This window comes from Exiguobacterium sp. PFWT01, assembly GCF_018255795.1.
Lineage (GTDB): Bacteria > Bacillota > Bacilli > Exiguobacteriales > Exiguobacteriaceae > Exiguobacterium.
On record NZ_CP073755.1, the window covers coordinates 2,163,181 to 2,187,044 of the forward strand.

General features: G+C 47.8%; 27 protein-coding genes. 11 read left to right on the forward strand and 16 right to left on the reverse strand.

The window, feature by feature from the left end:
* Positions 1-91: 91 nt before the first annotated feature.
* From KD909_RS11115 to KD909_RS11140, 6 genes are all read right to left on the reverse strand, one after another.
* Positions 92-1,081, reverse strand: a complete 990-nt coding sequence (locus tag KD909_RS11115) for a lipoate--protein ligase (protein WP_015880947.1) — start codon at positions 1,079-1,081, stop codon at positions 92-94.
* A 71-nt stretch (positions 1,082-1,152) separates the two neighbouring features.
* Entirely contained in the window at positions 1,153-2,040 is an 888-nt protein-coding gene (locus tag KD909_RS11120; protein ID WP_015880946.1) for a Cof-type HAD-IIB family hydrolase, read from the reverse strand.
* Between the two features lie 87 nt (positions 2,041-2,127).
* A complete protein-coding gene (gene hemG / locus KD909_RS11125) occupies positions 2,128-3,513 on the reverse strand; it encodes a protoporphyrinogen oxidase (protein WP_211781601.1) in 1,386 nt (461 codons plus the stop codon).
* Positions 3,506-4,435: a ferrochelatase gene (gene hemH / locus KD909_RS11130; RefSeq protein ID WP_211781602.1), complete on the reverse strand. Its 930-nt coding sequence runs from the start codon at positions 4,433-4,435 to the stop codon at positions 3,506-3,508. Before hemH ends, hemG begins: the two co-directional genes overlap by 8 nt.
* Entirely contained in the window at positions 4,432-5,481 is a 1,050-nt protein-coding gene (gene hemE, locus KD909_RS11135; protein ID WP_015880943.1) for a uroporphyrinogen decarboxylase, read from the reverse strand. The genes hemH and hemE overlap by 4 nt, the downstream gene beginning before the upstream one ends.
* Before the next feature lie 116 nt (positions 5,482-5,597).
* Entirely contained in the window at positions 5,598-5,903 is a 306-nt protein-coding gene (locus KD909_RS11140; protein ID WP_211781603.1) for a MerR family transcriptional regulator, read from the reverse strand.
* 120 nt (positions 5,904-6,023) lie between these two features.
* Between KD909_RS11140 and KD909_RS11145 the strand changes: the two genes are divergently transcribed.
* The gene (locus tag KD909_RS11145) at positions 6,024-7,328 is read left to right on the forward strand and encodes an ammonium transporter (protein ID WP_047795604.1); all 1,305 of its coding nucleotides are present in this window, start codon (positions 6,024-6,026) and stop codon (positions 7,326-7,328) included.
* A 44-nt stretch (positions 7,329-7,372) separates the two neighbouring features.
* On the opposite strand, the gene KD909_RS11150 is transcribed toward KD909_RS11145, so the two are convergent.
* Positions 7,373-8,506, reverse strand: a complete 1,134-nt coding sequence (locus KD909_RS11150; RefSeq protein ID WP_211781604.1) for an ABC transporter permease — start codon at positions 8,504-8,506, stop codon at positions 7,373-7,375.
* On the reverse strand, positions 8,503-9,240 hold the full coding sequence (locus KD909_RS11155; protein ID WP_031421193.1) for an ABC transporter ATP-binding protein: 738 nt from the start codon (positions 9,238-9,240) through the stop codon (positions 8,503-8,505). Before KD909_RS11155 ends, KD909_RS11150 begins: the two co-directional genes overlap by 4 nt.
* A gap of 169 nt (positions 9,241-9,409) precedes the next feature.
* On the opposite strand from KD909_RS11155, the gene KD909_RS11160 reads away from it, so the two are divergent.
* Positions 9,410-9,661, forward strand: coding sequence for a GlsB/YeaQ/YmgE family stress response membrane protein (locus tag KD909_RS11160; RefSeq protein ID WP_047795606.1), 252 nt, complete (start codon positions 9,410-9,412; stop codon positions 9,659-9,661).
* 45 nt (positions 9,662-9,706) lie between these two features.
* Here KD909_RS11160 and KD909_RS11165 read toward each other — a convergent pair whose 3' ends face one another.
* Positions 9,707-10,756, reverse strand: coding sequence for a hypothetical protein (locus tag KD909_RS11165; protein WP_211781605.1), 1,050 nt, complete (start codon positions 10,754-10,756; stop codon positions 9,707-9,709).
* Between the two features lie 129 nt (positions 10,757-10,885).
* Between KD909_RS11165 and KD909_RS11170 the strand changes: the two genes are divergently transcribed.
* A complete protein-coding gene (locus KD909_RS11170; protein WP_015880936.1) occupies positions 10,886-11,314 on the forward strand; it encodes an HIT family protein in 429 nt (142 codons plus the stop codon).
* A gap of 32 nt (positions 11,315-11,346) precedes the next feature.
* Here the strand turns inward: KD909_RS11170 and KD909_RS11175 are convergent, their stop codons facing one another.
* A complete protein-coding gene (locus KD909_RS11175; RefSeq protein ID WP_015880935.1) occupies positions 11,347-11,682 on the reverse strand; it encodes a hypothetical protein in 336 nt (111 codons plus the stop codon).
* A gap of 168 nt (positions 11,683-11,850) precedes the next feature.
* Between KD909_RS11175 and KD909_RS11180 the strand changes: the two genes are divergently transcribed.
* Together KD909_RS11180 and KD909_RS11185 are read left to right on the forward strand one after the other, a co-directional pair.
* Entirely contained in the window at positions 11,851-12,207 is a 357-nt protein-coding gene (locus KD909_RS11180; RefSeq protein ID WP_015880934.1) for a hypothetical protein, read from the forward strand.
* Positions 12,208-12,268: 61 nt separating this feature from the next.
* Positions 12,269-12,832: an HTH-type transcriptional regulator Hpr gene (locus KD909_RS11185; protein WP_015880933.1), complete on the forward strand. Its 564-nt coding sequence runs from the start codon at positions 12,269-12,271 to the stop codon at positions 12,830-12,832.
* Here the strand turns inward: KD909_RS11185 and KD909_RS11190 are convergent.
* On the reverse strand, positions 12,816-13,154 hold the full coding sequence (locus KD909_RS11190) for a DUF1878 family protein (protein WP_235439554.1): 339 nt from the start codon (positions 13,152-13,154) through the stop codon (positions 12,816-12,818). The two genes, KD909_RS11185 and KD909_RS11190, sit on opposite strands and share 17 nt — an antisense overlap.
* Before the next feature lie 153 nt (positions 13,155-13,307).
* Between KD909_RS11190 and KD909_RS11195 the strand changes: the two genes are divergently transcribed.
* Complete coding sequence (locus KD909_RS11195) at positions 13,308-14,309, forward strand: peptidylprolyl isomerase (protein WP_074037676.1); 1,002 nt, start codon at positions 13,308-13,310, stop codon at positions 14,307-14,309.
* A 51-nt stretch (positions 14,310-14,360) separates the two neighbouring features.
* Here KD909_RS11195 and KD909_RS11200 read toward each other — a convergent pair whose 3' ends face one another.
* Entirely contained in the window at positions 14,361-15,320 is a 960-nt protein-coding gene (locus KD909_RS11200) for an HD domain-containing protein (protein ID WP_211781606.1), read from the reverse strand.
* Between the two features lie 81 nt (positions 15,321-15,401).
* Between KD909_RS11200 and KD909_RS11205 the strand changes: the two genes are divergently transcribed.
* Genes KD909_RS11205 through KD909_RS11215 form a run of 3 tightly spaced genes read left to right on the forward strand, consistent with a single transcriptional unit; the run spans position 15,402 to position 17,711 of the window.
* The gene (locus tag KD909_RS11205; protein ID WP_211781607.1) at positions 15,402-16,325 is read left to right on the forward strand and encodes a magnesium transporter CorA family protein; all 924 of its coding nucleotides are present in this window, start codon (positions 15,402-15,404) and stop codon (positions 16,323-16,325) included.
* 36 nt (positions 16,326-16,361) lie between these two features.
* Positions 16,362-17,453 (forward strand): DNA polymerase IV, encoded by a 1,092-nt coding sequence (gene dinB, locus KD909_RS11210; protein ID WP_211781608.1) that lies wholly within the window; start codon positions 16,362-16,364, stop codon positions 17,451-17,453.
* Positions 17,454-17,492: 39 nt separating this feature from the next.
* Positions 17,493-17,711, forward strand: a complete 219-nt coding sequence (locus KD909_RS11215; RefSeq protein WP_211781609.1) for a YhzD family protein — start codon at positions 17,493-17,495, stop codon at positions 17,709-17,711.
* Between the two features lie 39 nt (positions 17,712-17,750).
* Here KD909_RS11215 and KD909_RS11220 read toward each other — a convergent pair whose 3' ends face one another.
* The 4 genes from KD909_RS11220 to KD909_RS11235 form a co-directional block, all read right to left on the reverse strand.
* Positions 17,751-18,242 carry a hypothetical protein gene (locus tag KD909_RS11220; RefSeq protein WP_148209498.1) on the reverse strand — a complete coding sequence of 164 codons (492 nt, stop codon included), beginning with the start codon at positions 18,240-18,242 and terminating at the stop codon, positions 17,751-17,753.
* A gap of 62 nt (positions 18,243-18,304) precedes the next feature.
* A complete protein-coding gene (locus tag KD909_RS11225) occupies positions 18,305-20,080 on the reverse strand; it encodes an SLC13 family permease (protein WP_211781610.1) in 1,776 nt (591 codons plus the stop codon).
* Between the two features lie 128 nt (positions 20,081-20,208).
* Entirely contained in the window at positions 20,209-20,580 is a 372-nt protein-coding gene (locus tag KD909_RS11230; RefSeq protein ID WP_015880924.1) for a YlbF family regulator, read from the reverse strand.
* 35 nt (positions 20,581-20,615) lie between these two features.
* On the reverse strand, positions 20,616-21,734 hold the full coding sequence (locus KD909_RS11235; protein WP_249199025.1) for a DUF445 domain-containing protein: 1,119 nt from the start codon (positions 21,732-21,734) through the stop codon (positions 20,616-20,618).
* Positions 21,735-21,776: 42 nt separating this feature from the next.
* On the opposite strand from KD909_RS11235, the gene KD909_RS11240 reads away from it, so the two are divergent.
* Together KD909_RS11240 and KD909_RS11245 are read left to right on the forward strand one after the other, a co-directional pair.
* Positions 21,777-22,628, forward strand: a complete 852-nt coding sequence (locus KD909_RS11240) for a PucR family transcriptional regulator (RefSeq protein ID WP_237708237.1) — start codon at positions 21,777-21,779, stop codon at positions 22,626-22,628.
* A 104-nt stretch (positions 22,629-22,732) separates the two neighbouring features.
* The gene (locus KD909_RS11245; protein WP_211781611.1) at positions 22,733-23,830 is read left to right on the forward strand and encodes an ABC transporter ATP-binding protein; all 1,098 of its coding nucleotides are present in this window, start codon (positions 22,733-22,735) and stop codon (positions 23,828-23,830) included.
* The last annotated feature ends 34 nt before the right edge of the window (positions 23,831-23,864 follow it).

Below are 23,864 nucleotides of genomic sequence, written 5' to 3' on the forward strand. Positions count from 1 at the left end.
ACGCCTTCTCCCATCGAGGTGCAATCCGTACGTTCAACGTTCACGAAACTGCCAAAAAAAGGCGACCTCCGTAGAGACCGCCATGACTAACTTAACTAATCAAATCGACTAATTCCTCGAGCTCGACATTTCCGAAGTAATGTTTCAAATCGAGTTGCATCAATTGCTCACGGATGGCCGCACGTTCGAAACGCGTCCCAACGAGCGCTTGCTCGACGTCTTGGATGTCACCGACACCAAAGAAATCTCCATAAATTTTCGCTTCTGTGATCGTTCCTTTGTTGACGTTCAAGCGGACATCGATTGTCCCGATTGGGAAACGACGTTTCGACTCAACATCGAACTTCGGCGACTTACCAAAGTTCCAGTCCCAGTTCGCATAGCGTTCTTTCGAGATATCATGGACGATTTCCCAATCCTCGTCACGAAGCACATAGCGTTCCGGTTGTTCTCCATCATAAATCGAATGGAGGAGCGCCTCGACGAAATGTTCCATCTCCATCTCACGCTCTAAAAATTCAGTAATGTTCGCCACACGGCTACGAACGGACTTGATTCCTTTTGAACGCATTTTCTCTTCCGAGACGTTAAGCGAGTTCACGACCTCTTCGATGTTCGAGTTGAACATGAGCGTCCCGTGGCTGAACATGCGTCCACGCGTCGTGAATTGGGCGTTCCCGCTAATTTTACGCTCACCAACCTGAATGTCGTTACGACCTGTCAGCTCTGCCTCGACACCGAGGTTACGAAGCGCATCCACAATCGGTTGTGTGAACTTCTTATAGTTGTTGAACGAGTTGCCATCGTCTTTTGTGATGAAGCTGAAGTTCAAGTTTCCTTCATCGTGATAGACGGCGCCGCCACCAGAGAGACGTCGAACGACATCGATGCCATTCTCTTCGATGTACTTCAAGTTGACTTCTTCTGATGTGTTTTGGTTCTTCCCGATGATGATGGATGGACCGTTAATATAGAACAGGAAGTAATCTTCATGATCGACGTTCAGATGTTTAAGGATATACTCTTCAACCGCCAAGTTGATCTTCGGGTCGCGGATATCCGGATTAAAAATAAATTTCACAGTTTATTTCCTCCTAGTCGGATGTTCGTTACTCGTATTATACGAAACGAGACGAGTTCTCGACAAATCTTTTACTTCCACTCACCTGTCATCACGCGCTTCAATGCGTTCGCCACACCATACTCATCATGACGCTCGGTGACATGGTCACTGATGGCAATCAAGTCTTCGTGGCTATTGCCCATCGCAATTCCTTTTCCGGCCACTTTGAACATCGGCACGTCATTCAAGTTATCCCCGATGACGACGACTTCAGATAAATCGATACCATAATGTTCGGCAAGTTTTGTCACACCGTTCCCTTTATCTGCACCGTGTGCCATCACTTCGATGTTGTCATTGCCTGAAGACGTGACATACACCCCTTCGACTTGGTCTTCGATTTCTTTCCAAAGTCCGTTCATCTTCTCGAGATGACTTGAGAATGCGATGAACTTATAGACACGCCCTGCTTCTTCACGAATGAAGCCCTCGATGTCATCAACAATTTTGACGTCTTCGTTGACGTAATAGCGATTCTTAAAGAATTCGTACATCTCGAGCGAGCGGTCGTCACCATTCGCTTTCAAGTTTTTCATCGACGCTTCAATCAAGTCACCACGGCTCGCTACGAGTCCCGCTTCTGTGTACATTTCGTAAAAGACGTCCGCATATTTGTCATCTTGATGAAGGACGTTGATGACTTGAAGCGCCTCATCAATCGTCAAATCGATTTCGTGAAGGACTTCTCCCGACGTATCGAGCACGCGTCCCCCATTCGACGATACGATTGGGCAAGAGAGTCCGACCTCGTCTAAAATCTGTTTCGCATTTACATAGTTGCGCCCCGTCGCAATCGCAAAGCGAATTCCTGCCGCCTCTGCTTCACGAACGATCTCCGCTGTCTCATCCGCGATTTTGGTGTGGTTGTGCAAAATCGTACCGTCCATGTCTGATACAAAAAGTTTATACGTTGCCATCTTCCATCACTCCTTTTTCTCTTTCGCTTCTAACTATAACAAAAAGAGAGGGCAGCGGAACAATCCGAACCCTCCCTTCATCAAATCTCAATTTTTTTCACGCAATGCCTTCACTTGTTCCCGAATACTCTTCACACAGTCCGGCATCCCAATTCCGTCATAGGCGATTCCGGCGAGAATGACGCCTGGATATACCCGGCTCATCTCGGCTCGGAGTGCTTTGACACGGTCCGCATGAAAGACCGCATAAGGAGGCAGTCCATCACGGAGTCGACTGACGACGGTTTGAACCGGCTCACGATGAATGCGCATCAGGCCACGGAGATCGTGTAATGCCGTCCCGATGATTTCTTCATCGGATGCTTCGACGATATCATCTGCCCCCGGACGACCTAAAAAGACACGAAGGACGTGATATCCTTCCGGCACGGCATGCGGCCATTTCTGGTCGATGAACGTACATGCCGTGATCGTCACATCCGCTTCTTGACTCGTCACGAACCCAGTCCCAACGAACGGAAGCTCAATATCTTCTTTTTTGAAGACAAGTGAGCACGTCGCCGTCGCATGTGGCTTCATGTCCGCCAAAAAGTCACTGTCGACTTTCGGGAGGAACTGACGTATGAGGCGCGGTGGGACCGTCAATACGAGATGGTCCGTGTCGATATCTCCGCGACTCGTGAAGAGACGGTACCCGTCCTCACGTTCGGATACTTGTTCGACGGAACAGTTTAATACGATTTCAGTACGTTCCAACCGTTCTGCCAAGCGGTCTGTCAGTGATTTGAGTCCACGTTTCAACGAGGCGAACTGACCGACCTTCTTTGCCCCGACTTCTGCGACTCGTTGTTCCGGTCGTAAGTGTCGCATCCCTTCATACAAGTTGCCGTATTTCTTTTCTCCCTCGATGAACTGCGGGAATGTCGACATCGCACTCATTTGATCGATGTCTCCGGCATAGATACCAGAGAGTAACGGTTCAATTAATCGGTCGACGATTGGGTCCCCGACACGCTCACGAAGGTAGAGGCCGAGTGAGACGTCCGAGTCTGGCGCTTTTACATCTGGAGGGGACAGCAACATCTGCTTCAAGTCCTCGTGCTCTTCTTCCGAAAGCAACGTCGTCTCACGAAAGGCATTGACGTCGAGCGGGATCCCCATCACCGTCTGTTTCGGAATCGGGTGGAGCCCGTCATGGTGAAGGACGTAAGCCTGACCGACTCCATTGCGAACGAGTTCATCGCCTAAACCGACGTCTTCAATCAATTCCGTCATCGCAGTCTTACGAAAGACATACGAGTCCGGACCACGTTCCACCGCAAACTCGCCCGTTTCATACGTATCAATCTTTCCTCCGAGGCGATCCGTCGCCTCGAGCAACGTGATGGTCACGTCTTCCGGCAAATAACGCTCTGCATAAAAAGCGGCGGTGAGACCTGTGATCCCACCACCGACAATCGTGAATTTACGCATGATGCACAATCACGCTTTCCATTCGATCCGCGATGGCTTCGATGAAGCTTCGCTCTGCATTTGGCATAGCCGGACGTGCGTAGTGAACACCGAGGCGGTCACAGACAACTTTACACTCGACATCGTTATCGAACAATACTTCGAGATGGTCTGCAACAAAGCCGACCGGCGTATAGACGAACGCCTCGTAGCCGTACTTTTCATAAAGTTCAGCCGTCAAATCTTGGACATCTGGTCCAATCCATGGGTCCGGCGTGTTTCCTTCTGACTGCCAACCAATCTCATAATGTGGGACGCCTGTCTCAATGGCAATTTTATCAGCTGTTTCTTTCAACTGATCCGGATACGGGTCGCCACCAGCCAAGATTTTCTCAGGGAGACTATGCGCTGAAACGATGAGACATGTCTTTTCAGCCGGTACAGGCAATGACGCATACGTATCGTTGATCGCATCCGCCCACCATTTGATAAACTTCGGCTCATCATACCACGACTCTACCGAACGAATGTCGATGCCATACTTCGCTGCTTCTTCATGAGCACGTCCGTTGTATGATTTGACGCTATATGACGAGTAATGAGGTGCTAAGACAACCGATACCGCCTCTTTGATGCCGTCGTTCGCCATTTGCGCGACCGCGTCTTCTACGAACGGTTCGATATGCTTCAATCCGATATACAGTTTGAACTCGATTTCACCTACATGACGCTCGTTCAAGATGTCACGAAGCGTCTCCGCTTGATCGATCGTGATTTTTGCGAGTGGAGATACTCCACCAATCGCTTCGTAACGTTCCGTCAAATCTTGAAGTGCTTCCGGTGACGGTTTGCGTCCGTAGCGAATGTGCGTGTAATACCGCTCGATATCTTCTGGTTTGTACGGTGTGCCGTACGCCATGACAAGTAGTCCGACTGTTTTCATGATTCGTTGCCTCCCATTTTTTCGCGTGAGTAGTCGTGAATGAATGCCGTCAATTTGACAAGGACGGCCGGGTCGACTTCAGGGAACACCCCATGTCCCAAGTTGAAGACGTATCCTGGCTGTTTCATTCCTTCATCTAAAATCTCCTTAACCTTCTCTTCGATGACCGGCCATGGAGCTAACAAGAACGACGGGTCTAAGTTTCCTTGAACCGCCTTTGTGATGCCACGGTCCCGTGCTTCCTGTACCGACAGGCGCCAGTCAAGCCCGACCACATCAAGTGGAAGGTCGTGCCATTCTTCGATTTGATGGCTCGCTCCGACACCATGCATGATGAGCGGAATGTCGAGTGAACGTAGTTCTTTAAAGATACGCTCCGTCGTCGGTTTGATGTAACGTGCATAATCTTTGCGGCTGAGCGTCCCGACCCACGAATCAAACAATTGGAACGCTTGAATGCCGGCATCCGCTTGCGCCTTCGCATACGTGATGACCATGTCGCCGAGTTTTTCCATCAATGCATTCCATACATCCGGTTCTGCATACATGAGTGCTTTCGTACGATGGTAGTTCCGCGACGGTCCCCCTTCGATCATATAGCTCGCCAATGTGAACGGTGCGCCTGAGAAGCCGATAAGCGGAACTTCTAATCGTTCCCGTAGTAGACGAATCGTGTCAAAGACGTATGAGATATCTTCCGGGTTTAACGGTTTCAAACGTTCCACATCTTCCATCGTTCGATACGGATTGTCGATGACCGGTCCAATCCCGCTCTTGATTTCGACGTCGACTCCCATAGACGGAAGTGGCGTCATGATGTCCTTATATAGAATGGCCGCGTCGACTCCGAGTTGTTTCACCGGAAGTTCCGTGACATATGCACAAAGTTCAGGATCATGCGTGATCTCGAATAGTGACCTCGTCTTTTTAATCTCTCGATATTCCGGTTGGTAGCGTCCGGCTTGGCGCATGTACCATACAGGTACATAATCTGTCGCCTCTCCTTTAAACGCTTTTAAAATAGTATCGTTCATACGTCGCGTCATTCCCCTCTAAATTTCTCCTACACTCTTTATTCTCGTGTTTGTGAACTCAAAAACATTATACAGAAATTAATTAGAATTATGCTAATGTGAAGCATTTTCATTGTGTTTTCTTTGTGTCATTTTTTTGTCGGAAATGTTCGGAAAGCTGAATTCAACTGACCCCGAATCAAATCATCCCGCTGTTTCGCCGACATTCGTCGTTCTCGTTCTTTAATATCTTGAATTCGCCATCCATCCTCTAGTTTGGTCGCCACTTCGACTAAACGTTCCACGTCATGGAAAGAATATTTACGTGAACCACCTTTTGTACGTTCCGGAAAGACGAGACCTTTTTCTTCATAATACCGAATTTGACGCTCTGAAAGTCCCGTCAATTCAGTCACGACGCCCATCCCGATCACTTTCTTCGATTTATAGTCCATTCAGCCTCGCCTCCTTAATAAAAAAACTATGTCAGATAATCTGACAAAATGCAATCCAGCATGAAATTTTCGTTTTACACTGAAGTCAACTTTTGGAAAGCATCTAAGAAAAAGGAGGGCATGAACATGGAAGACATTCTCTATTATATGGACACGCTGTATGTACTCATCGCTGCATTGCTCGTATTGACGATGCAATTAGGTTTCGGATTACTCGAGACAGGGACGCTTCGGGCGAAGAACGCCGGTCACGTCGCGGTCAAACAAATTATCAGCCTCTCTGTGGCGGCACTCGCTTTTTGGGCGGTCGGGTTCGGCCTCTCGTTCGGTGACGGGACGACTTGGTTTGGGACAGAAGGATTCTTCTTAAGCGGATCATTCACAAGCCTCGACTGGGCGAACGTCTCAATCGACATCAAATTCTTATTCCAGTTATCATTCGTTGCAGTTTCTCTCGCCATCGCGTGGGGTGGATTTGCGGAACGGGCTAAGCTTTCTGCCTACGTTCTGTTCGGTATCTTCTTCGTTGCCATCCTCTATCCAATCGTCGCTCGCTCAGTATGGGCCGGTGGAATGCTTGGATCAATGGGGATGCAAGACTTCGCAGGTTCGGCGGTCGTTCACCTTCAAGGTGGGATGGCGGCTCTCATGGCAACAATCATTTTGAAACCACGTCGTAAGACGGAATCACTCGCTGGTCATAACCATGTGTTAACAGTCGTGGGTGGTCTCGTCCTCTGGCTTTGCTGGTTCGGCTTTAACGCCGGTTCGACAATGTCGGTCGCTGACGGATTCTTCGGTTACGTCGCATTGACAACGATGCTCGCCACAGCAGCTGGTGCGCTCGGTGCTCTGGCCATCGTCATGCTCCATCGGAAGACGGCAGATATCCCAACAATCGTCAACGGAGTACTCGGGGCGCTCGTCGCCATCACGGCAGCATGTGCGTTCGTCGAACCGTGGGCAGCCGTCGTCATCGGGGCACTCGCATCGGTTGCAACATATGGAACGAGCATCTTGATGGCGAAGTATGTGGATGACCCGCTCTGCGCCTTCTCCGTACACGGAGTCGCTGGAATCATCGGAACACTCGCACTCGGCTTCTTCGCATCTCCTCGACTCGTTGAAATCACAGGAATCGGTTCTGCCGGACTCTTCTACGGTGGCGGATTGACACAGCTCGGTGTACAGACACTCGGTGTGTTGATCGCGATGGTCATCGCCGGTGGTGGAAGTTACGCCTTCTTGAAACTTCTCGATGTCACAATCGGACTCCGTGTCACAGAAGAACAAGAAGATGTCGGCCTCGACATCGCAGAACATGGTGTATCGGCATACGGTGAAGTCGAAGAAACAACCGAGAAACCAGGACGCCTACCGAAGATTCTCGGTTCGAGCGTATCGGTCATGTCACCTAAAAAATAATCTATTCACGTGAGAAGGACATCCCGCACAGGATGTCCTTCTTTTTATTTTAATCGACTTAAGTAATAGCGTGTGACCAAGATAGACAAGACCAACCCGATCGCCGCATCCCATGTGGCACCGAAAGCGACAGATGCAATCACTAAAACGACGGACTGGATGACGAGCAATCGCATCGCCCACCACGAATACCCTGCGATTCGCTCATCGCGTGTGATCGGGAGCCAGGAAACGATGGAAATTGCCTCTAACCGTTTAAATAACGGAACGAGCTGTAACGCGGTCAAGCCTACAAAGAGTGGCGTGACCAATCCGACGTACCATCCCCCCGACATCCACATGACAATGAGCGCCACTACGGTCAAGCGAAGAATTAAATCAAGTGAGTCGTTCGAACGGAGAATACGAAGTCCGTACACGTAACGCGATGCATCCACGCGCCGTAGGACCCGATTTTCTAGAAGCCGCGTCAACACGCGGCGCTCTCGAACCTCTTCTTTCAAGGTCGGCAAATCGACGAACCAGCTGATGACTCGTTCAAACTGAGCCCGACTCTTCTCCTCAAGCACCAACCAGTGTAAGAGCGGGATGCGCTCGTTTCGTTTCACATGTAAGAAAACGAACGGCATGAACGCGGGCACCCATGCCCACGCTGTCCAATCCATTAAAAGACAAGCGCCGCTCACGAGCGCAAACGGTAGGATTGTCCATTCACGTACGCCTTCCACTTTTGCCAAACGACCTGCAGCTGACAACATGACCATCGTCACAACGACGGATAACACTTCGATACTCGTATAACTCTCTGTCCGTACGAGGAGCGGTAGTAAAACGAGAAGGACGAGCAATCCACGCAGTGCAGCAAACACGAGATTAAATAAACGTACCCCCACCATATAAGAACGAATATCCCCTAACTCCGGAAGCAAAAATACTTGATCCGCCTCTTGAATGAACGTTCGCGGGCGATGACCGAGTGGCATGAGCAATAGGACCCCCGCGGCAATCCACGTTCCTGGGAATGTACCATCGATTCGTTCTAAGAAGTTATTGTAGACGAACGCCCCGTAAATCAAGGTGAAATAGAGCGTGAACAACAGTCCCCCGTTCGCAACGTAGCGGCTGTACTTGACGACCTCTTCCATCCAGGTTCCGAGCCTTGCTGTAAATCGATTCATGACGACCGTTCCTCCGAAGCGATTGCTTCTACATATATATCATCAAGTGTCGCATCAGGCGACAATCGATACACGTCGCGCAACTCGGCCGCTGTTCCGCTCGCGATGACGACTCCTTGATGAAGGAAGACGAATCGGTCGCAGTGCCGCTCCGCCGTCTCAAGGATATGGGTGGACATTAAAATCGCGCAATCTTGTTTATATTCATCAAATAACTGAAGCAACTGACGAATGGCTAGTGGGTCGAGACCAACAAATGGTTCATCAACAATCAAGAGCGGCGTTTTCGTCACAAGCGCACACAAGATCATCGCTTTTTGACGCATCCCTTTCGAAAAGACGGAAGGGAACCAGGCGAGTTGCTTTTCCATCCGCATTTCTTTCGCCAAACGTTTCGTGCGCGCAGCCAACTCGTCCGGATTCACATCGTACGCCTTCCCCATCAATTCAATATGTTCTTGCAACGTTAACGTCTCATATAAAATTGGTGTCTCCGGTATGTAACTTACTTTCTTACGATAATTCTTTTCGGAAGAATCTAATGTCTCGCCATCAATTTCGATTTTTCCGGAGAGGGGTGACAATAACCCCAAAATGTGTTTGATTGTCGTCGACTTTCCAGCTCCGTTTAGCCCTATCAACCCGACGAGCTCCCCTTTTTTTACTTCAAACGAAATGTCATGCAAAACTTGTTTACCGAGATATCCGCCGTTCAATCGATCGACGTGCAGCATGAAAACCACACCTTTCATTTTCAACTTTTTTTCGTGGTATATGTTTCAAATGTTGTCACATGGGAATAATCTGAACTGTAAGGCATTTTAAAATAAACATCAATACTTCCATTGTTCCACAAAATCGTTGTAAAGAACAATGGGCAAAAAGAGGAAGGAGAAATGAATGATGGGGTTTATTCTTTATTTAATTATCGGGGGTATCATCGGTTGGTTAGCAGGATTAATTTTAGGTAAGGACGTACCAGGTGGAATCATTGGTAACATCATCGCGGGGATTATCGGTGCATGGTTGGGTGGACTTATCTTTGGTAACTTCGGACCAATCGTTGCGGATATCGCGATTATCCCGGCTCTAATCGGTGCGATTATTTTAATCTTGATTGTATCGTTCGTTATGAAATCAATGCGTAAAAAATAAGATTATGTATCGGAGGGGCTTCCATTATGGAATGTCCCTCTTTTTTCATTGGATCAATAAATACATCGCGTCGTTCTTTTCGATAAACTGTTTCTCGGTTTCAAGACCAAAGAATGTAAAGAATGATTCGAAGAACGATTGACCGTAATCCCACTCTGTTCCGAGTGGGTGTTCCGACTTCGCTTTCGGTTCACCGAGGAGGGCAATCAAATCATCCGGTCGTTTATCGAGGTCGACCCGAATCGATTCCACTTCCTCATCTTTAAACGTGACAGCCAATCGCTCATAGTCCCATTTTCCTTCACGCTTTCCAGCCGGTTCACCAAGCGTTTCTTGAACTTGCTGACTCGACTGCCCAATTAACGAATCGACCGTTTCGAGTGAATGACCCGTTTGCGCCTCCACTTCAATTTCAATCAACTCAACCCGCTTCAAATCAAATTGTCCGGCAATGGCTTCGCTCGACTCAGGCATGAGGGCATACTCAATGGATTTAGAAGATATCAATTGAATCGTTTCGGTTTCCGTGACCGTCTCTCCATTAGTCACCGCTACCGCTTTGACATCATATTGTCCCGGCATCTTTTCAAACGATAACGTATCATCGGCTTCATCAATCCGTCCTACCTGTTGCCCCTCAATCCAAATATTCGTCAATGGGACGTCCGAGGTCACATCAATTTGTTGTGGGAGTAGTTCAATCCGATAGTCAGAAAAGCCATATCGCCCTTCCCCCGTATCGATCAAACGAAATAATCCGTCCGCCTCCATTCCCGATGTTCGGTCGGCCCGGTCTTTCGCAACTTCTGCGATGGCCTCTCCTCGAATGGACTTTTCAGCGTTCAACCACCCCATGAATCGCAGAGCCTCCGCTCGCGATAAAGGTTCTCCAAGATATTCGACTTTTTCTTCAAAAAAGGTATGGTCTTCTTCTAATAAGGCCTCTTTGAATGCGACGTGAATTTTATCTTGTTCCGCCGCCGGCTTGTATGCATATATATAGAAAACAATGGCTCCAACTAAAATCGTTAAACTAGATATGAACAGAAAGATTTTCGGACTCCGTTCTTTTTTTCTACTTCTCGTATATGGCATGTGCTCACCTCCTTTGCTCTCACTTATCTTCTATTATAGAGGGAATCCATCTCGCTTCCTATCGTTCTTGCGCCCGAACTTCCGTGTTATGATGGAACAGAAACGACATTTAAGAATGGAGGAATGAAGATGCATACAGATCCGACCTGTATCTTTTGTAAAATCGCAAAACAAGAAATCCCATCTTATCGGGTATATGAAGACGAAGCGGTCGTCGCTTTCCTCGACCTCTCTCAAGTGACGAAAGGACATACGCTCGTCATCCCGAAACATCATGCGAAAAACGTATATGAATTGCCAGAAGACGTGGCAGCAGACGTCTTCAAACGCGTCCCGACCATCGCCAAAGCGATTCAACGTGAAACGGGCGCCATCGGAATGAACGTCTTATCGAATGCCGAGGAAGTTGCCGGACAAACGGTGTACCACTTCCATATCCATTTGATTCCGCGCTTTGGACACGAGGATGGATTCGGCGCGAAGTGGATTACGCAAAATGACGCCTTCACGTCAGAAGAACTCACTACCCTTGCATCGAACATTCATGCCCATGTATAAACAGACAGAGACCCGTCAGCGACGGGTCTCTTTTATGATTGATTGATTGAGTCACGATGGCGTTTTCGTTCCTCTTCTAGTTGCGCCCGCTCGACCTGAAGCTTGATTGCCACTTCATATAACTGTTGACGCGTCTTGACAGATGTCGCTTGTTCAAATTCTTTTCGTAATTCTGTTAGACGGGCATCTATTTCAAGCATCCGCTTTTCTCGCATCGATTCTTCACGTGCCTGTTCCGTTTGCTTCGACGCCTCGTATCCCGCCTCTAGTGTATTCATAATGGATTCGGCCCAAGTGTCATCTCCCAGTCGTTTCGCAGCGAGATACAGGTCAAGCATGTCATCTACCCAACGCTTCGCTTTCTCCACTGAGGATCACCTTCCTTTACCTGTATTTTAAAATAAAATGATTTTTCGGTCAAAAATGAATGTTCTGAAAAATTTTATTTGCGATATAGGTTTTTAATCACTCTTTTTTGGTAAAATAATATGAAAAGAATGTAATTCTGATTATCCGAGCTTGAGGAGGGGAATGAATTGTCGAGTCGCCAACGTCGAGATTGGATTGCTTTCGGCTTTGTTTTAGCATTTTTAGGAGTCGCCACGGTGAAGAAACTGGCGCGAGGAACTGCAAATGATGCCGCTGCTCAACAACATCGAGCATCTACAATCACTACGCTAAAAGAACAATTTGGGAATGTGGCGAAACATGCATCGCAGGTTGCCGCCGCAGGAAAACTGCAAGGAAAAGAATTGACTGACCAAGTGAAAGCCGAAGTCGAACGCTATCAACAAGACATTCAGCCTTCAGTCGAGCGCATCCAAGGGAACCTTCAGGAACTCTCGAACGTACAGTCTGCTATGACTGACAAAACCGTCAATCAAACACAGTGAGTGTTTGAGGTCATCGTCCGTCGATTACATTTGACTTTTTATCCGGAAAGGATGGATCGAGATGGAACACGAAAAAGAATTCACTGGCCCTGAGGCCATGCTCTATAGCCACAAAATCATTCAATTGAGTAAGGCTTTGTGGAAAACCGTCGAAAAAGACTGGCAAAACTGGATCAAACCGTTCGACTTAAATATCAATGAACATCACATCTTATGGATTGCCCACGCTTTAGGCGGTGCATCGATTTCAGAAATCGCAAAATATGGCGTCATGCACGTCTCGACTGCTTTCAACTTCTCGAAGAAGTTAGAAGATCGTGGATTACTTACGTTTTCTAAAAAAGAGACGGACAAACGAAACACGTACGTTCAATTGACACCTGAAGGCGAATCGTTATTACTCGAAACGATTCACGCCTTCGACCCAGAAGGGAACGGCGTATTCCGCGCTTCCCTTCCGCTCCAAGAACTGTATGGAAAGTTCCCTGACTTAACAGATATGACGGCGATCGTACGTCGCTTGTATGGAGATAACTTTATGGATATCTTTGCGGAAACGTCAAAAATGATCACAGAAGAGGCAGGCAGACGCCCTGATGAGGATGAACTCAGTCAAGAAGCCTAACCTGCCGATAAAGTGGTTCTGTGACGTCTAACTCGATTCCTTGTCGGACGCATGCCTCAAGAATCGTTTTGACGTCAAGTCTCACATCTAACATACCTGCAAAATGGACGAGCAATGGTTCTATGGACGTATATCCGTAGCGCAATTGCTCGTTTTGCTGCGCCCGAATCTCCTCAAGCAATCGATAAAATGACTCGACTTCTTGTTTCGTCAAATTCGCTCGAATCACCTCATATTCGAACGGACGGTCTGTCCAATCGACAATCTCGAGTAAGATCTTCATCTGATAGGCTAAATGCTCGACCTTCTCCTCTAGTGACACTTCCCTCACCCCATCATTTCACATTCTATTTCATCATTATACGACAGGATTGTGTGCTATGATACTGTACAGACAAGAGAACAGCTGTCATGATTAGGAAAATGTGATATAGTCGGACTTAGAAACTTTAAAGAATTATTAGGGGTGGAATACATGTCAAACGGAATGACGAACGAACCAAAAAAGCAAGATAAAAAATTCTCAACTGGCGCACTCGTGGGTGCATCTGCAATCGCACTCATCATCGGTGCTGGCGGTACGTATGCGGCAACGAACGCAGGCGGCGGAGAGTCAGATAATTCAGCAGTCGTCACATATAAAGGCGGCGAAATCACACGCGGTGAAATCGCGGATATGAGCTATGATCGCATGGTGCCACAACTCGCATTCCAAGAGACGATGAATGCACTTCTTGAAAAAGAATACGGTGACCAAGTCGACCAAGAAAAAGTAGACGAAGAGTTCAGCAAGACAGAAGAACAGTTCAACTCAGAAGAAGAGTTCGAACAAGCGATTCAACAAGCCGGCATGAGCGGTACGGAAGAGTTCAAAGAAGCGCTTCGCGGACAGATGCTCGTTGACGCTGCGAAATCGAAACTTGTCGATGTGACCGATGAAGAAATCGAAGCACAGTTCGCAAAAGAGAACGTGGAAGTGGAAGCTAGCCACATCCTCGTTGAAACTGAAGAAGAGGCACAAGACATCATCAAAGAGTTGAATGACGGTGCAGACTTCGCTGAACTTGCGAAAGAAAAATCAACGGATACTGGTTCAGGTGAACAAGGTGGAGAACTCGGTTTCTTCTCTGCTGGTAAGATGGTACCTGAATTCGAAGAGTATGCATTCAAAGAAGATGTCGTTGGTAAAATCTCTGAGCCGGTTCAATCTCAGTTCGGTTTCCATGTCATCAAAGTGACAGACCGTAAAGAGAAAGACTTGAAACTCGAAGACGAGAAGGATCGCATTCGTGAAGAATTGGCAGCTGAAAAATCAGCTTCTGTCGATGCGAACAAAATTTACGCGGAGTTGATTGAAAAATACAACGTTGACGTAAAAGATGCAAAAGCAGAACAACAATTTGACGCTGTTAAAGAAGCGATTAAAAACGCAGACGAATCTTCAGAAGAACCTGCAGCAGAATCAACTGAACAGTAATCACAAAGGGGCACTCCAGCAATGGAGTACCCCTTTTTCGTTGATCACCTATTATAGATTCGGGCGATAGAAGGCACGGTTATCGAGCGCCATGACACGCTCCGTGAACATTCCGGGCTCGACCCCTTCATACGCTTTCTCAAACATGTTCATGCGCGCATCAATATTATCAATGAAGAATAACATCTCCGCTTCAGGTAACTGTGGCGCATTCGCAGATCCCCATTCCGGTTTTCCGTGATGGCTTAAGACGAGATGTTGCAACAATGTCGTCACTTCGCGGTCCGTTCCAAGTTCCCGTGACACAACTTCAAGTTCCGATGCCATAAGTGACAAATGACCGAGTAATTTTCCTTCGAGTGTGTATTCTGGCGTAATCGCATCAGACAATTCGATGACTTTCGCCAAATCATGCAAAATCACACCTGCAATCAAAAGGTCACGATTCAAGGATGGATACAGTTCACACATCGTATCCGCGAGCTTCAACATCGACATCACATGAAATGCTAGTCCTGAATAGACCGCATGATGATGTCGAACGGCAGCCGGGTACGTAAAGTATGCCTCTTCGTGACGATTGACGACTTCCTCGACAAGACGGCGAATCTCATCGTGTTGAAGTGACGTAATGAATCCACGAATCGTCGTCTCGAGCTCTGACTTCGGAATGGGAGCTGAGCGGACGTACGGTGCAATATCCACTTCCTGCTCGATGATCGAAATTTGTTTTAGTTTCAACTGGGTGCGCCCGCGATAGTCCATCACTTCACCGGCCGCATGGACGATTTTTTTCGTCGCATACTTCTCAGTATCGGCACTATCCCATAATTTCGTTTCGATTTCACCACTCTCGTCGCAAAGGATTAATGTTAAATAAGGTTTTCCGTTCCCGGCGAGTCCCTTATACGATTGTTTGATCATGACATATTGGTCTAGCGTGTCGCCCACTTTGAGCTGACCGATTTTTGTCGTCAATGAAAGCACCTCTCTCTTGTTCAGTACCTTCATCTTAACGAAAGTTTGCGACAGATGCCAACATTCCTGACAATTTGGGAATACTATCAATATAGTGAATTGGAGGAATGGATGATGGAATGGGATTGGTATACACGACCGGAAGATTATGTGCATGTTGATCAGCAATATGCCCAAGCCTATACGTATTGGCTTGAACAATTGACGACTTCGAATGTGACGAAGATTGTCGTCGAAAATGGATATATGTATGGTTCACTCACGCTCGACTATGAACAGTTAGAACGGGAGCCACAAAAAATTGGACACTACTTCATTGGGCCTGATTTTTTATGGACAATCGGCTTTGATGATTTGCACCATGAGTCCGTTCTTGCCAAACAATGTGATTCTCCGATCGAGGCGTTTTATGAGTTACTTGCCGAACGGATGAACAACTACTTTCATGGCATCGATGAATTTGAAGAACGATTGATGGCCGCTCAACGGGAAATGACGGGACAAGTTCCCGCTACGTTCATGAATGAGATTTTTGGTCTTCGCAGTGAGATCGAACGGTGGTCCGATACGGTCACCCCATATAAGGAGCTTGTCATGGCGGGACGAGAGGCTTTTTTAACGATCGATTTACAGCAGTTGAAGTCGTATCAGCTTGCCGATCATCGAGTCAGTCGATTGCTGACACTCATCAATCATTATCAAGAAGACGTGATTGCGATGACAGACCTTGCCTCCACCCTGTCAAACTTCCGAGGGAACGAAATCATGAAGGCGCTAACCGTCTTCACCGCGCTGACGACTCCCGTCGTTGCATTCGGTGCGGTTTGGGGAATGAACTTTAAAAACATGCCTGAACTGGAATGGCCGCTTGGATATGGATTCGCCTGGCTCATGATTCTTCTCTTCACCCTCATCATCCATGTGTGGCTGAAACGGAAGAATTGGATCGGGTCATTGCTACAGTTTCCGAATCAGACGACTTCAACGAAACATCGGTCAAAACAAAAATCTCAAAAAACGAACAAAAGTTCGGTATAATGAAAGAAAAGTGATTCACACAAGAAAGGTGATGTTATGGAACGACTCATCATTCATGTGGACATGGACGCATTTTATGCCTCTGTCGAGCAGCGTGACCGGCCTAACTTACGAGGAAAGCCCGTCATCGTAGGAGGCCCACCCCACAGCCGTGGGGTCGTTGCGACATGTTCCTATGAGGCGAGGAAATACGGCGTACACAGCGCGATGTCATCACGTCGCGCTTTTGCCTTGTGTCCCCATGCGACGTTTGTCAAACCACGGTTTCAGGCCTATCGACAAGTCAGCTCACAAGTGATGGAGATTTTTAAGTCGGTCACGCCGCTCGTCGAACCACTCTCGCTCGATGAGGCTTATCTCGATGTGACAGAGAATTCGTTATTGAGCACATCTGGACCCTTTATCGCCCGGTATATCTTAGGCGAAATTAAGCGTCGCACCGGTCTCACCGCGTCTGCCGGAGTCGCACCGTCAAAGTTTGTCGCGAAAATCGCTTCAGGATTTGAGAAACCAAATGGACTCACCGTCGTTCCGCTTGATGAAGTGGCAACCTTTCTCGCTCCCCTCTCCATCGAAGCCATGCATGGCGTCGGAAAAGTGACCGCTCAAACACTTTATAAAAGTGGCTACCATACGATTGATGACCTTCAACAAACTCGTCCCGAGCAACTGAAAGCCATCTTTGGACACGATCGTGGGCAACAACTGTATGAACTGGCACATGGACGCGATACCCGTCCTGTCGTGGCCACGCGGGAGCGTAAGTCGATCGGATCAGAAACAACGTTCGCATTTGATATCGATGACCCGGAAGAAGTGTTCGAACGGGTCATCCCGGAGATGGAGGACGTATTGCGTCAGCTCGATCGCCGCGACTTGAGCTGTCAAACGGTCACCATCAAAATAAAGACGAGCGAGTTTCAGGCTCGGAGTCATCAAATCAAATTAAACCACCCGACGCATGACCATGATGAGATTAGACGACTTGCCAGACGTCTTTTCGACGAGATGAACGTCACCGAGCCCGTCCGCTTGATCGGACTGACCGTATCCGATTTGATTCCCCGAACTGAATCGACACGACAGCTGACATTCGACGAACTGACAAAACCTTCTCTTGAAGAATGAATGACCATTCATTAAAATGAAGAAAAGGGGGTCGTGTGAATGGAAACATACACGGTGACAGGATTTGAAAATGATGGCACGCTCGTATTGAATGAATTGTTCGAAGCGAGCGACGATCAGTCGGCCAAACAAAAAGGGCTCGACATGCTTCGTGCTGCTGGACATGAGCATAAAGGGGCGCGTATCGTACGACGGGGGCAACTCATCTACTTCGAGCGTTGCAAATTACCGGGGAAACTGAAAGGGACGGCATCTTAACAAAAGTAGACCAGGACAATGATTGTCTTGGTCTACTTTTCATTCACCATATTTTTCATTCCACGCATCCTGCCATTCTTGAAGATCGGGGTGAATATCCTCAAGCGATTCTCCGCTCAAACTATATCCGTTCCCTGAACCTGATCCGTCTGTCACGGGGAATGATGTCCCGCCGATGACCTTTCCATCCACAATCATTACCGAGACAGCAGTCTGTCCTGCGGGAGATTGCTCACCAATCGGATGATCTTTCACCGTAAAGTTTTCGTAGTAGATGGTCTTACCGACGTATTCATCCGGTGATACCGGTTGTAGTCCCCAAACGTTCCGTTCACGATCCTCTGCCAGTTCCTCTAAGGTCAAGGTACTCGTATGCTCGCCTTCATAAGAGACGATCGGGTACTGTTGTTCCTCGAGATACGCTTCGGCCACCTGCCCGTTCTCCGTCATCTCCGGTTCTGATTCAGTTTCCATCTCTTTCCCACACGCAACAAGAAACAGGCAGAAGAATACAATCATCCATTTTTTCATCATCGCCCGCCCTTTCATCTGCTGATTCCTCTATTTTCGATACTTGTCTCCAAAAATCCTATTCAAAATGGGAAGAGGAAGAGAATCATCAGAATTCCTATAATTCCCGTGATGAGTTGCAACGGCACACCGACTTTGACAAAATCCATAAATCGATAGTTGCCGATACTAAAGACCATCGCATTTGTCGGAGATCCGAACGGGGTCATAAAAGCGAGTGACGCCGAGATGGCGACCGCAACGACGAATGGAACCGGACTGACAGACATCGATTCGGCGAGTGCAATCGCTAAGGGGACAAACAAAATAGCGGTCGCTGTATTCGAGATGATTTGACTAAGGAGCATAGTCGAGACGAATAAGACGACGAGTACCCATATAGGACCAAAGTCGGCAAACGTCCTTTCAATCCATTCAACGACCCATGCCATGATTCCCGCCTTTTCAAGCGCTGTACCTACCGGGATCATGGCCGCAATCAAGACGAGCGAGGACCATTGAATGGATTGATAGGCGACGTCCATCTGTCGGACAGCTCCACTCAACACCATCGCTAGCGCAGCCAGCCATACGGCAACGGTCGGGTCGACCCATTCGAACATGAACAGGAGCAACAACGTGAGCATGATGATACCCGCTGCGAGCTGATGACGCCCGGATACGACTCGATTGGCTACCTCGGTCACCCGTTCATTTGATAACAGGTCATGTGTCTCTCTTTCCATCCGCTCTAAATCATCCCATGTCCCTTGTACCATCAACATGTCTCCTTGCTTCAACGGGGTGTCTGTCAATCGCACGTGTGCGATCTCTTCTTGTGGTCGGATGACTTTTAAGACATTGACATGAAATTGATTACGTAACTGACTCTCACCGATACGCTTCCCGATTAATCGACTCACCCCTGGGACTGTGAACAGGAGAACCCCTCCGGTTTGATCATCTACACGGGTGGCCTCAATCGGTTCAAATGGTATCTGTTCTTTTTCAGAAAAGTTCCGAACGTGCCGTTCCTCACCGCTGACAAGTAATTCCCCCGCACGTAGTACGGTGTCCGCATGAGCCGTCTCATGATGGTGCCATCCATGAACTCGTTCCTTCAAGACTATAACCCCTTCATGAGACCATGAAAGGTCACGTAACTGTTTCCCAATTAACGGATGACTCTTTGCAATCGACATCACATAGACGTTTGGACGCAATGGCTCACTCACCTCCGTTTTCGACCACTGTTTCGCCCCACCTTGATCGAGTAAGCGATTCCCGATTAGCCGGAAATAAATCAATCCGATCACCATCACGACCAGACCAATTGGAAACAATGAAAAGAATCCGAGCGGTTCATCCACGAGGCCGCGGAGTGCTTCTGCCGCAACGAGATTGGGAGGTGTCCCAATCAGTGTCATCGTTCCACCGATGCTTGAAAAAAAGGCGAGTGGCATGAGATAAGAATCCGTAGACTGTTGGATTTTTCGTGCCATTACCATCACAACAGGAATGAGCAAGGCGACGGTCCCCGTATTGGACATGACACTCGACAAGAGCGTCACCGTCAACATAAACAGATAGAATAAACGCGTCGCATTCCCTCCCGCGTATGGAACAAGCAAAGAAGCCAACCGTTCCGCCAGACCAGAATGAAACAATCCCGCTCCGACCACGAACAGTCCGGCAATCATCAAGACGACCGGATTGGAGAAACCAGCCATCGCCTCACCTGGGGTCAATTGTTGTGTGAGCACGAGGCAAACAAGTCCAATCAATGCCACTAAATCCGCCCGTAACCATCCTGCTATAAAAAAGAAAATCATCCCTAAAAGGATTATCACCGTGATCATGCTGATTCACCCTTTCGCTATTGTCACAATTTCATTATAACCCACTTTATGTAAGCGCTTACTTAAAGCGTGTGACAATCTCATCAACAAAAAAACGGATGGCTCTAAAGCCATCCGCTCATCATTTCTTATTGAACTTCGTTTTCGTTCACCATCGGCGCGTAAAGCTCCTCAAGTGGTTTCATGATGATTTTCGTCACTTCTGTGACGAGTTGGTGCATGCGTTGCTCTTCTTGCATGAGCTCCATGATCAATTCGTTCTGTTGAACATTCATCATTTTCGTTTGCGCATCCATCATTTCCTGCTCAGAGATTTCCTCTCCTTGCATCTGCTTTTGTTGAAGCGTCATTTGGATGTTACGGAAGTCAGCGAACAACTGGTTCGCTTCCGCATCCGCATTGACACGATCGTATAAAGAAGAGAGTGTTGTGAACTCTTCAGAATCGCGAAGTGCTTTCTCCAATTGGTAAGCTTGGTCGTACAAGTTTGTTTGTGACATGTAACGTCCTCCTAAATGCTATTAGGGTTAAGCCATCACAAGATGGCAATCAACCCTTGAATCAACCCAATCATACCACCTAACAGCGCACCAAGCCATGTTATTGCCCGGAACTCTCGTTTCGAGATCGATAAGACGATCTCTTCGAGGTACGACGTGTCGAGTGATTGGACCTGCTCTTGCACAATCTTATCAATCTTCAATCGGTCCATGATCGTCTCCATTTGGTTCGTGAAGCGCTCAATGACAAGCGTGACACCTTGTGGAACGAGTTCGTCGACAATGCGGGATTCGACGGACTGTGTATACGACGAGACCGTACGATCCAATAATTGTCCGATTGGCAAACGTGATACGACTTGGTCTGTGATGCCATCGATGAGTCGTGCTTCGAGTCGGTCATCGATCAGTGTATCGACCGTCTTCTCACTGAATCGCTCAAATTCACGCGTGATCATCGTCGTCATTCCGTCACGGGTCGATTGACCACGTAAGATGTTGACGATTTCTGGTCGAACCATCTCGACAAAGTTCATGTTTTGAATGAACCCTGCGATAAATCCGAGACGACGCTGGACGAACGAGTCAACCATGTGACGAAGTTGCGCCTCACCTTCAGGAGAATAGAAATATTCCTCTGATTTGACGAGAAGCGCCTCCACGATTTCAGGAATGACCACTCGTACACGGTCCATCCCTTCTTCTCCAAGTAACTCAAACAGCTTTCGTTCTTTCACTTCAGCCATGACGTTCGATAGCTCGTCACGTAGTTTGTCATCTGCTAGCGTGAGGAATCGTGCCTCTGCGTTCGGATAGAGGGGTTCCAATAGCTCGCGGACCGTCTTATCCGAGCGTAACATCGTCTGAACCTCTTGTTGCGCAAAGTGCGTCATATGCGTCGTCACTTGGTCATCTAGCAATCGCTTCCGCATACCCTCTGGTGTCAATAAATGTTTGACGACCGTCTTCCCTAAACTAGATGCCAGTTCATCGCGACGTTTCGGAATGAGTCCTGGTGTAAAAGGAATCCGGAATGAACCGATGTATTTCGGTTCGTGTGGTCGGAACAACATCTTGATGGCGAGAAAGTTGGTCACGCCCCCGATGGTCGCCCCAATCAATATCATGAGTAAAATCTTTAATAATCCGTCCAAACTGCAAGCCTCCAATCTGAAATATGATACATTGTTGTTGAGGTGATAGTATTGAATACGTTTGATCGTATTAAATCGATTTTTCCGACTGCTGTCCATCGGTCGGAAGATGCATCTGGTGACCTTGATTGGTTCGAGACGCAAGATGGTACCCTATTCGGACTCCCCGCGTTCGAACTGAGCGAACGCGAACAAAAGCTGTTGGCGCTGTGGGCGACGCCAATCCTTCAATCTGATCCCCATCAGCGAAAATGGCAAGCAACCCTTCAAGATGAGACGTTTCGTTTTGAGCAACCGTTTCGGCTCATCTCTCTTTCTCTCCAAGAAGCGGAAGAAGAAGCGTTCGAATCCTTCGTTAGTATCGTCCGTGACTTTATGCCGCATGCCGAGGTCATCTTGATGTCGACACGACATATCGAGCTGATTGAACAAAATCCATTCGTCGATCTTCAGGAGTTTGAGGACGTATTGCGCGCCATTGCGAGTGACTGTTTCATCGAGGCACATGCCATCTATAGCGAACGTCCGCAAGGCTCGCTCGCCCATGTGTATCGTCAACATCAATTACTCATGCCATACGCACGTATGTCTACTAAAACTTACCCTGCTAGTCAATTATTATACCATTATTTACTACAACAGCAGGACTTAAAAGAGCGGATGCATATCACTGCCCCGTTAATGCAAATGCTCGATTTATCGACGATCGAATTATTAGAGGCATTGTTTCGTCACTCGTTGAATGTCTCGCATACCGCCAAAGCACTGTTCATGCATCGAAACACGCTAAATTATCGGCTCGATCGCCTATTTGAGACGACGGGTTACGATGCTCGAACGTTCTATGACGCTAGCCTTCTTCAACTCATGGTCATGTTGCACAAATCCGATTGACGGTTTTTGTGCAACTTGTCCATATTCAATGCAAGCGGTTTCATCATATAATCGTTCTTGTAAGCGTTATTATATACACATAGATTCTTTAGGAGGCTAACGACATGGCAGATATTCGTTTAGAACACATTGATAAAATTTACGATGGTGGCGTAAAAGCCGTCAGCGATTTCAACTTGCATATCAAAGACCGTGAGTTCATCGTCTTCGTCGGACCGTCTGGTTGCGGAAAATCGACGACACTTCGTATGATCGCAGGACTTGAAGAGATTTCAAACGGTGACTTTATCATTGACGGGAAACGAATGAACGATGTCGCTCCTAAAGATCGTGATATCGCCATGGTCTTCCAAAACTACGCACTTTATCCGCATATGAGCGTCTACGACAACATGGCGTTCGGGTTGAAGCTCCGTAAGTTCCCGAAAGACGAAATCGATCGTCGCGTAAAAGACGCTGCCCGCATTCTCGGTTTGGAAGAATACCTCGAGCGTAAACCAAAAGCGCTCTCAGGTGGACAACGTCAGCGTGTTGCCATCGGTCGTGCGATCGTCCGTGACGCCAAAGTCTTCTTGATGGATGAGCCACTCTCAAACTTGGATGCGAAACTCCGTGTACAAATGCGTAAAGAGATCATTCAACTCCACAACCGCTTGGATACAACGACGATTTACGTTACTCATGACCAAACGGAAGCGATGACACTCGCTACACGGATCGTCATCTTGAAAGACGGAATCATTCAACAAGTCGGTTCGCCGAAAGAAGTATATGATCATCCAGACAACATCTTCGTCGCCGGCTTCATCGGTTCACCATCGATGAACTTCTTCCGCGGTACACTCGCAGAAGGCAAATTCATCACGAACGGTGAAGAAGTCAACGTACCAGAAGGAAAAATGAAGACGCTTCGTGATCGTGGCTATGTCGGAAAAGAGCTCGTCCTCGGAATTCGTCCGGAATCAATCCACGATGAGCCAATCTACATCGACTCACCAACGACACACACATTCAAAGCGCACATCGATGTCGCTGAGCTCATGGGGTCTGAATCTTACCTCTACGCTGAACTCGGTGGACAACAGTTCACAGCACGCGTTGACGGTCGCTCGAACATCCACATGGGTGACGATGTCGAACTCGCACTCGATATGACAAAAGCACACTTCTTCGACGGAGAAACTGAAGCAGTCATCCGTTAAGGTATACAAAAAAACCTCGATTCGTCTGAATCGA

What these genes read in the sequence shown, in the direction of transcription:
- KD909_RS11200 (WP_211781606.1), bottom strand. Translation starts at nt 15,320, where the DNA reads ATGAAGGTACTGAACAAGAGAGAGGTGCTTTCATTGACGACAAAAATC.
- KD909_RS11205 (WP_211781607.1), top strand. Translation starts at nt 15,402, where the DNA reads ATGGAATGGGATTGGTATACACGACCGGAAGATTATGTGCATGTTGAT.
- KD909_RS11195 (WP_074037676.1), top strand. Translation starts at nt 13,308, where the DNA reads ATGTCAAACGGAATGACGAACGAACCAAAAAAGCAAGATAAAAAATTC.
- KD909_RS11215 (WP_211781609.1), top strand. Translation starts at nt 17,493, where the DNA reads ATGGAAACATACACGGTGACAGGATTTGAAAATGATGGCACGCTCGTA.
- dinB (WP_211781608.1), top strand. Translation starts at nt 16,362, where the DNA reads ATGGAACGACTCATCATTCATGTGGACATGGACGCATTTTATGCCTCT.
- KD909_RS11220 (WP_148209498.1), bottom strand. Translation starts at nt 18,242, where the DNA reads ATGAAAAAATGGATGATTGTATTCTTCTGCCTGTTTCTTGTTGCGTGT.
- KD909_RS11165 (WP_211781605.1), bottom strand. Translation starts at nt 10,756, where the DNA reads ATGCCATATACGAGAAGTAGAAAAAAAGAACGGAGTCCGAAAATCTTT.
- hemH (WP_211781602.1), bottom strand. Translation starts at nt 4,435, where the DNA reads ATGAAAACAGTCGGACTACTTGTCATGGCGTACGGCACACCGTACAAA.
- KD909_RS11160 (WP_047795606.1), top strand. Translation starts at nt 9,410, where the DNA reads ATGGGGTTTATTCTTTATTTAATTATCGGGGGTATCATCGGTTGGTTA.
- KD909_RS11120 (WP_015880946.1), bottom strand. Translation starts at nt 2,040, where the DNA reads ATGGCAACGTATAAACTTTTTGTATCAGACATGGACGGTACGATTTTG.
- KD909_RS11230 (WP_015880924.1), bottom strand. Translation starts at nt 20,580, where the DNA reads ATGTCACAAACAAACTTGTACGACCAAGCTTACCAATTGGAGAAAGCA.
- KD909_RS11170 (WP_015880936.1), top strand. Translation starts at nt 10,886, where the DNA reads ATGCATACAGATCCGACCTGTATCTTTTGTAAAATCGCAAAACAAGAA.
- KD909_RS11155 (WP_031421193.1), bottom strand. Translation starts at nt 9,240, where the DNA reads ATGCTGCACGTCGATCGATTGAACGGCGGATATCTCGGTAAACAAGTT.
- KD909_RS11245 (WP_211781611.1), top strand. Translation starts at nt 22,733, where the DNA reads ATGGCAGATATTCGTTTAGAACACATTGATAAAATTTACGATGGTGGC.
- hemG (WP_211781601.1), bottom strand. Translation starts at nt 3,513, where the DNA reads ATGCGTAAATTCACGATTGTCGGTGGTGGGATCACAGGTCTCACCGCC.
- KD909_RS11185 (WP_015880933.1), top strand. Translation starts at nt 12,269, where the DNA reads ATGGAACACGAAAAAGAATTCACTGGCCCTGAGGCCATGCTCTATAGC.
- KD909_RS11140 (WP_211781603.1), bottom strand. Translation starts at nt 5,903, where the DNA reads ATGGACTATAAATCGAAGAAAGTGATCGGGATGGGCGTCGTGACTGAA.
- KD909_RS11225 (WP_211781610.1), bottom strand. Translation starts at nt 20,080, where the DNA reads ATGATCACGGTGATAATCCTTTTAGGGATGATTTTCTTTTTTATAGCA.
- KD909_RS11150 (WP_211781604.1), bottom strand. Translation starts at nt 8,506, where the DNA reads ATGAATCGATTTACAGCAAGGCTCGGAACCTGGATGGAAGAGGTCGTC.
- hemE (WP_015880943.1), bottom strand. Translation starts at nt 5,481, where the DNA reads ATGACGCGACGTATGAACGATACTATTTTAAAAGCGTTTAAAGGAGAG.
- KD909_RS11145 (WP_047795604.1), top strand. Translation starts at nt 6,024, where the DNA reads ATGAACATGGAAGACATTCTCTATTATATGGACACGCTGTATGTACTC.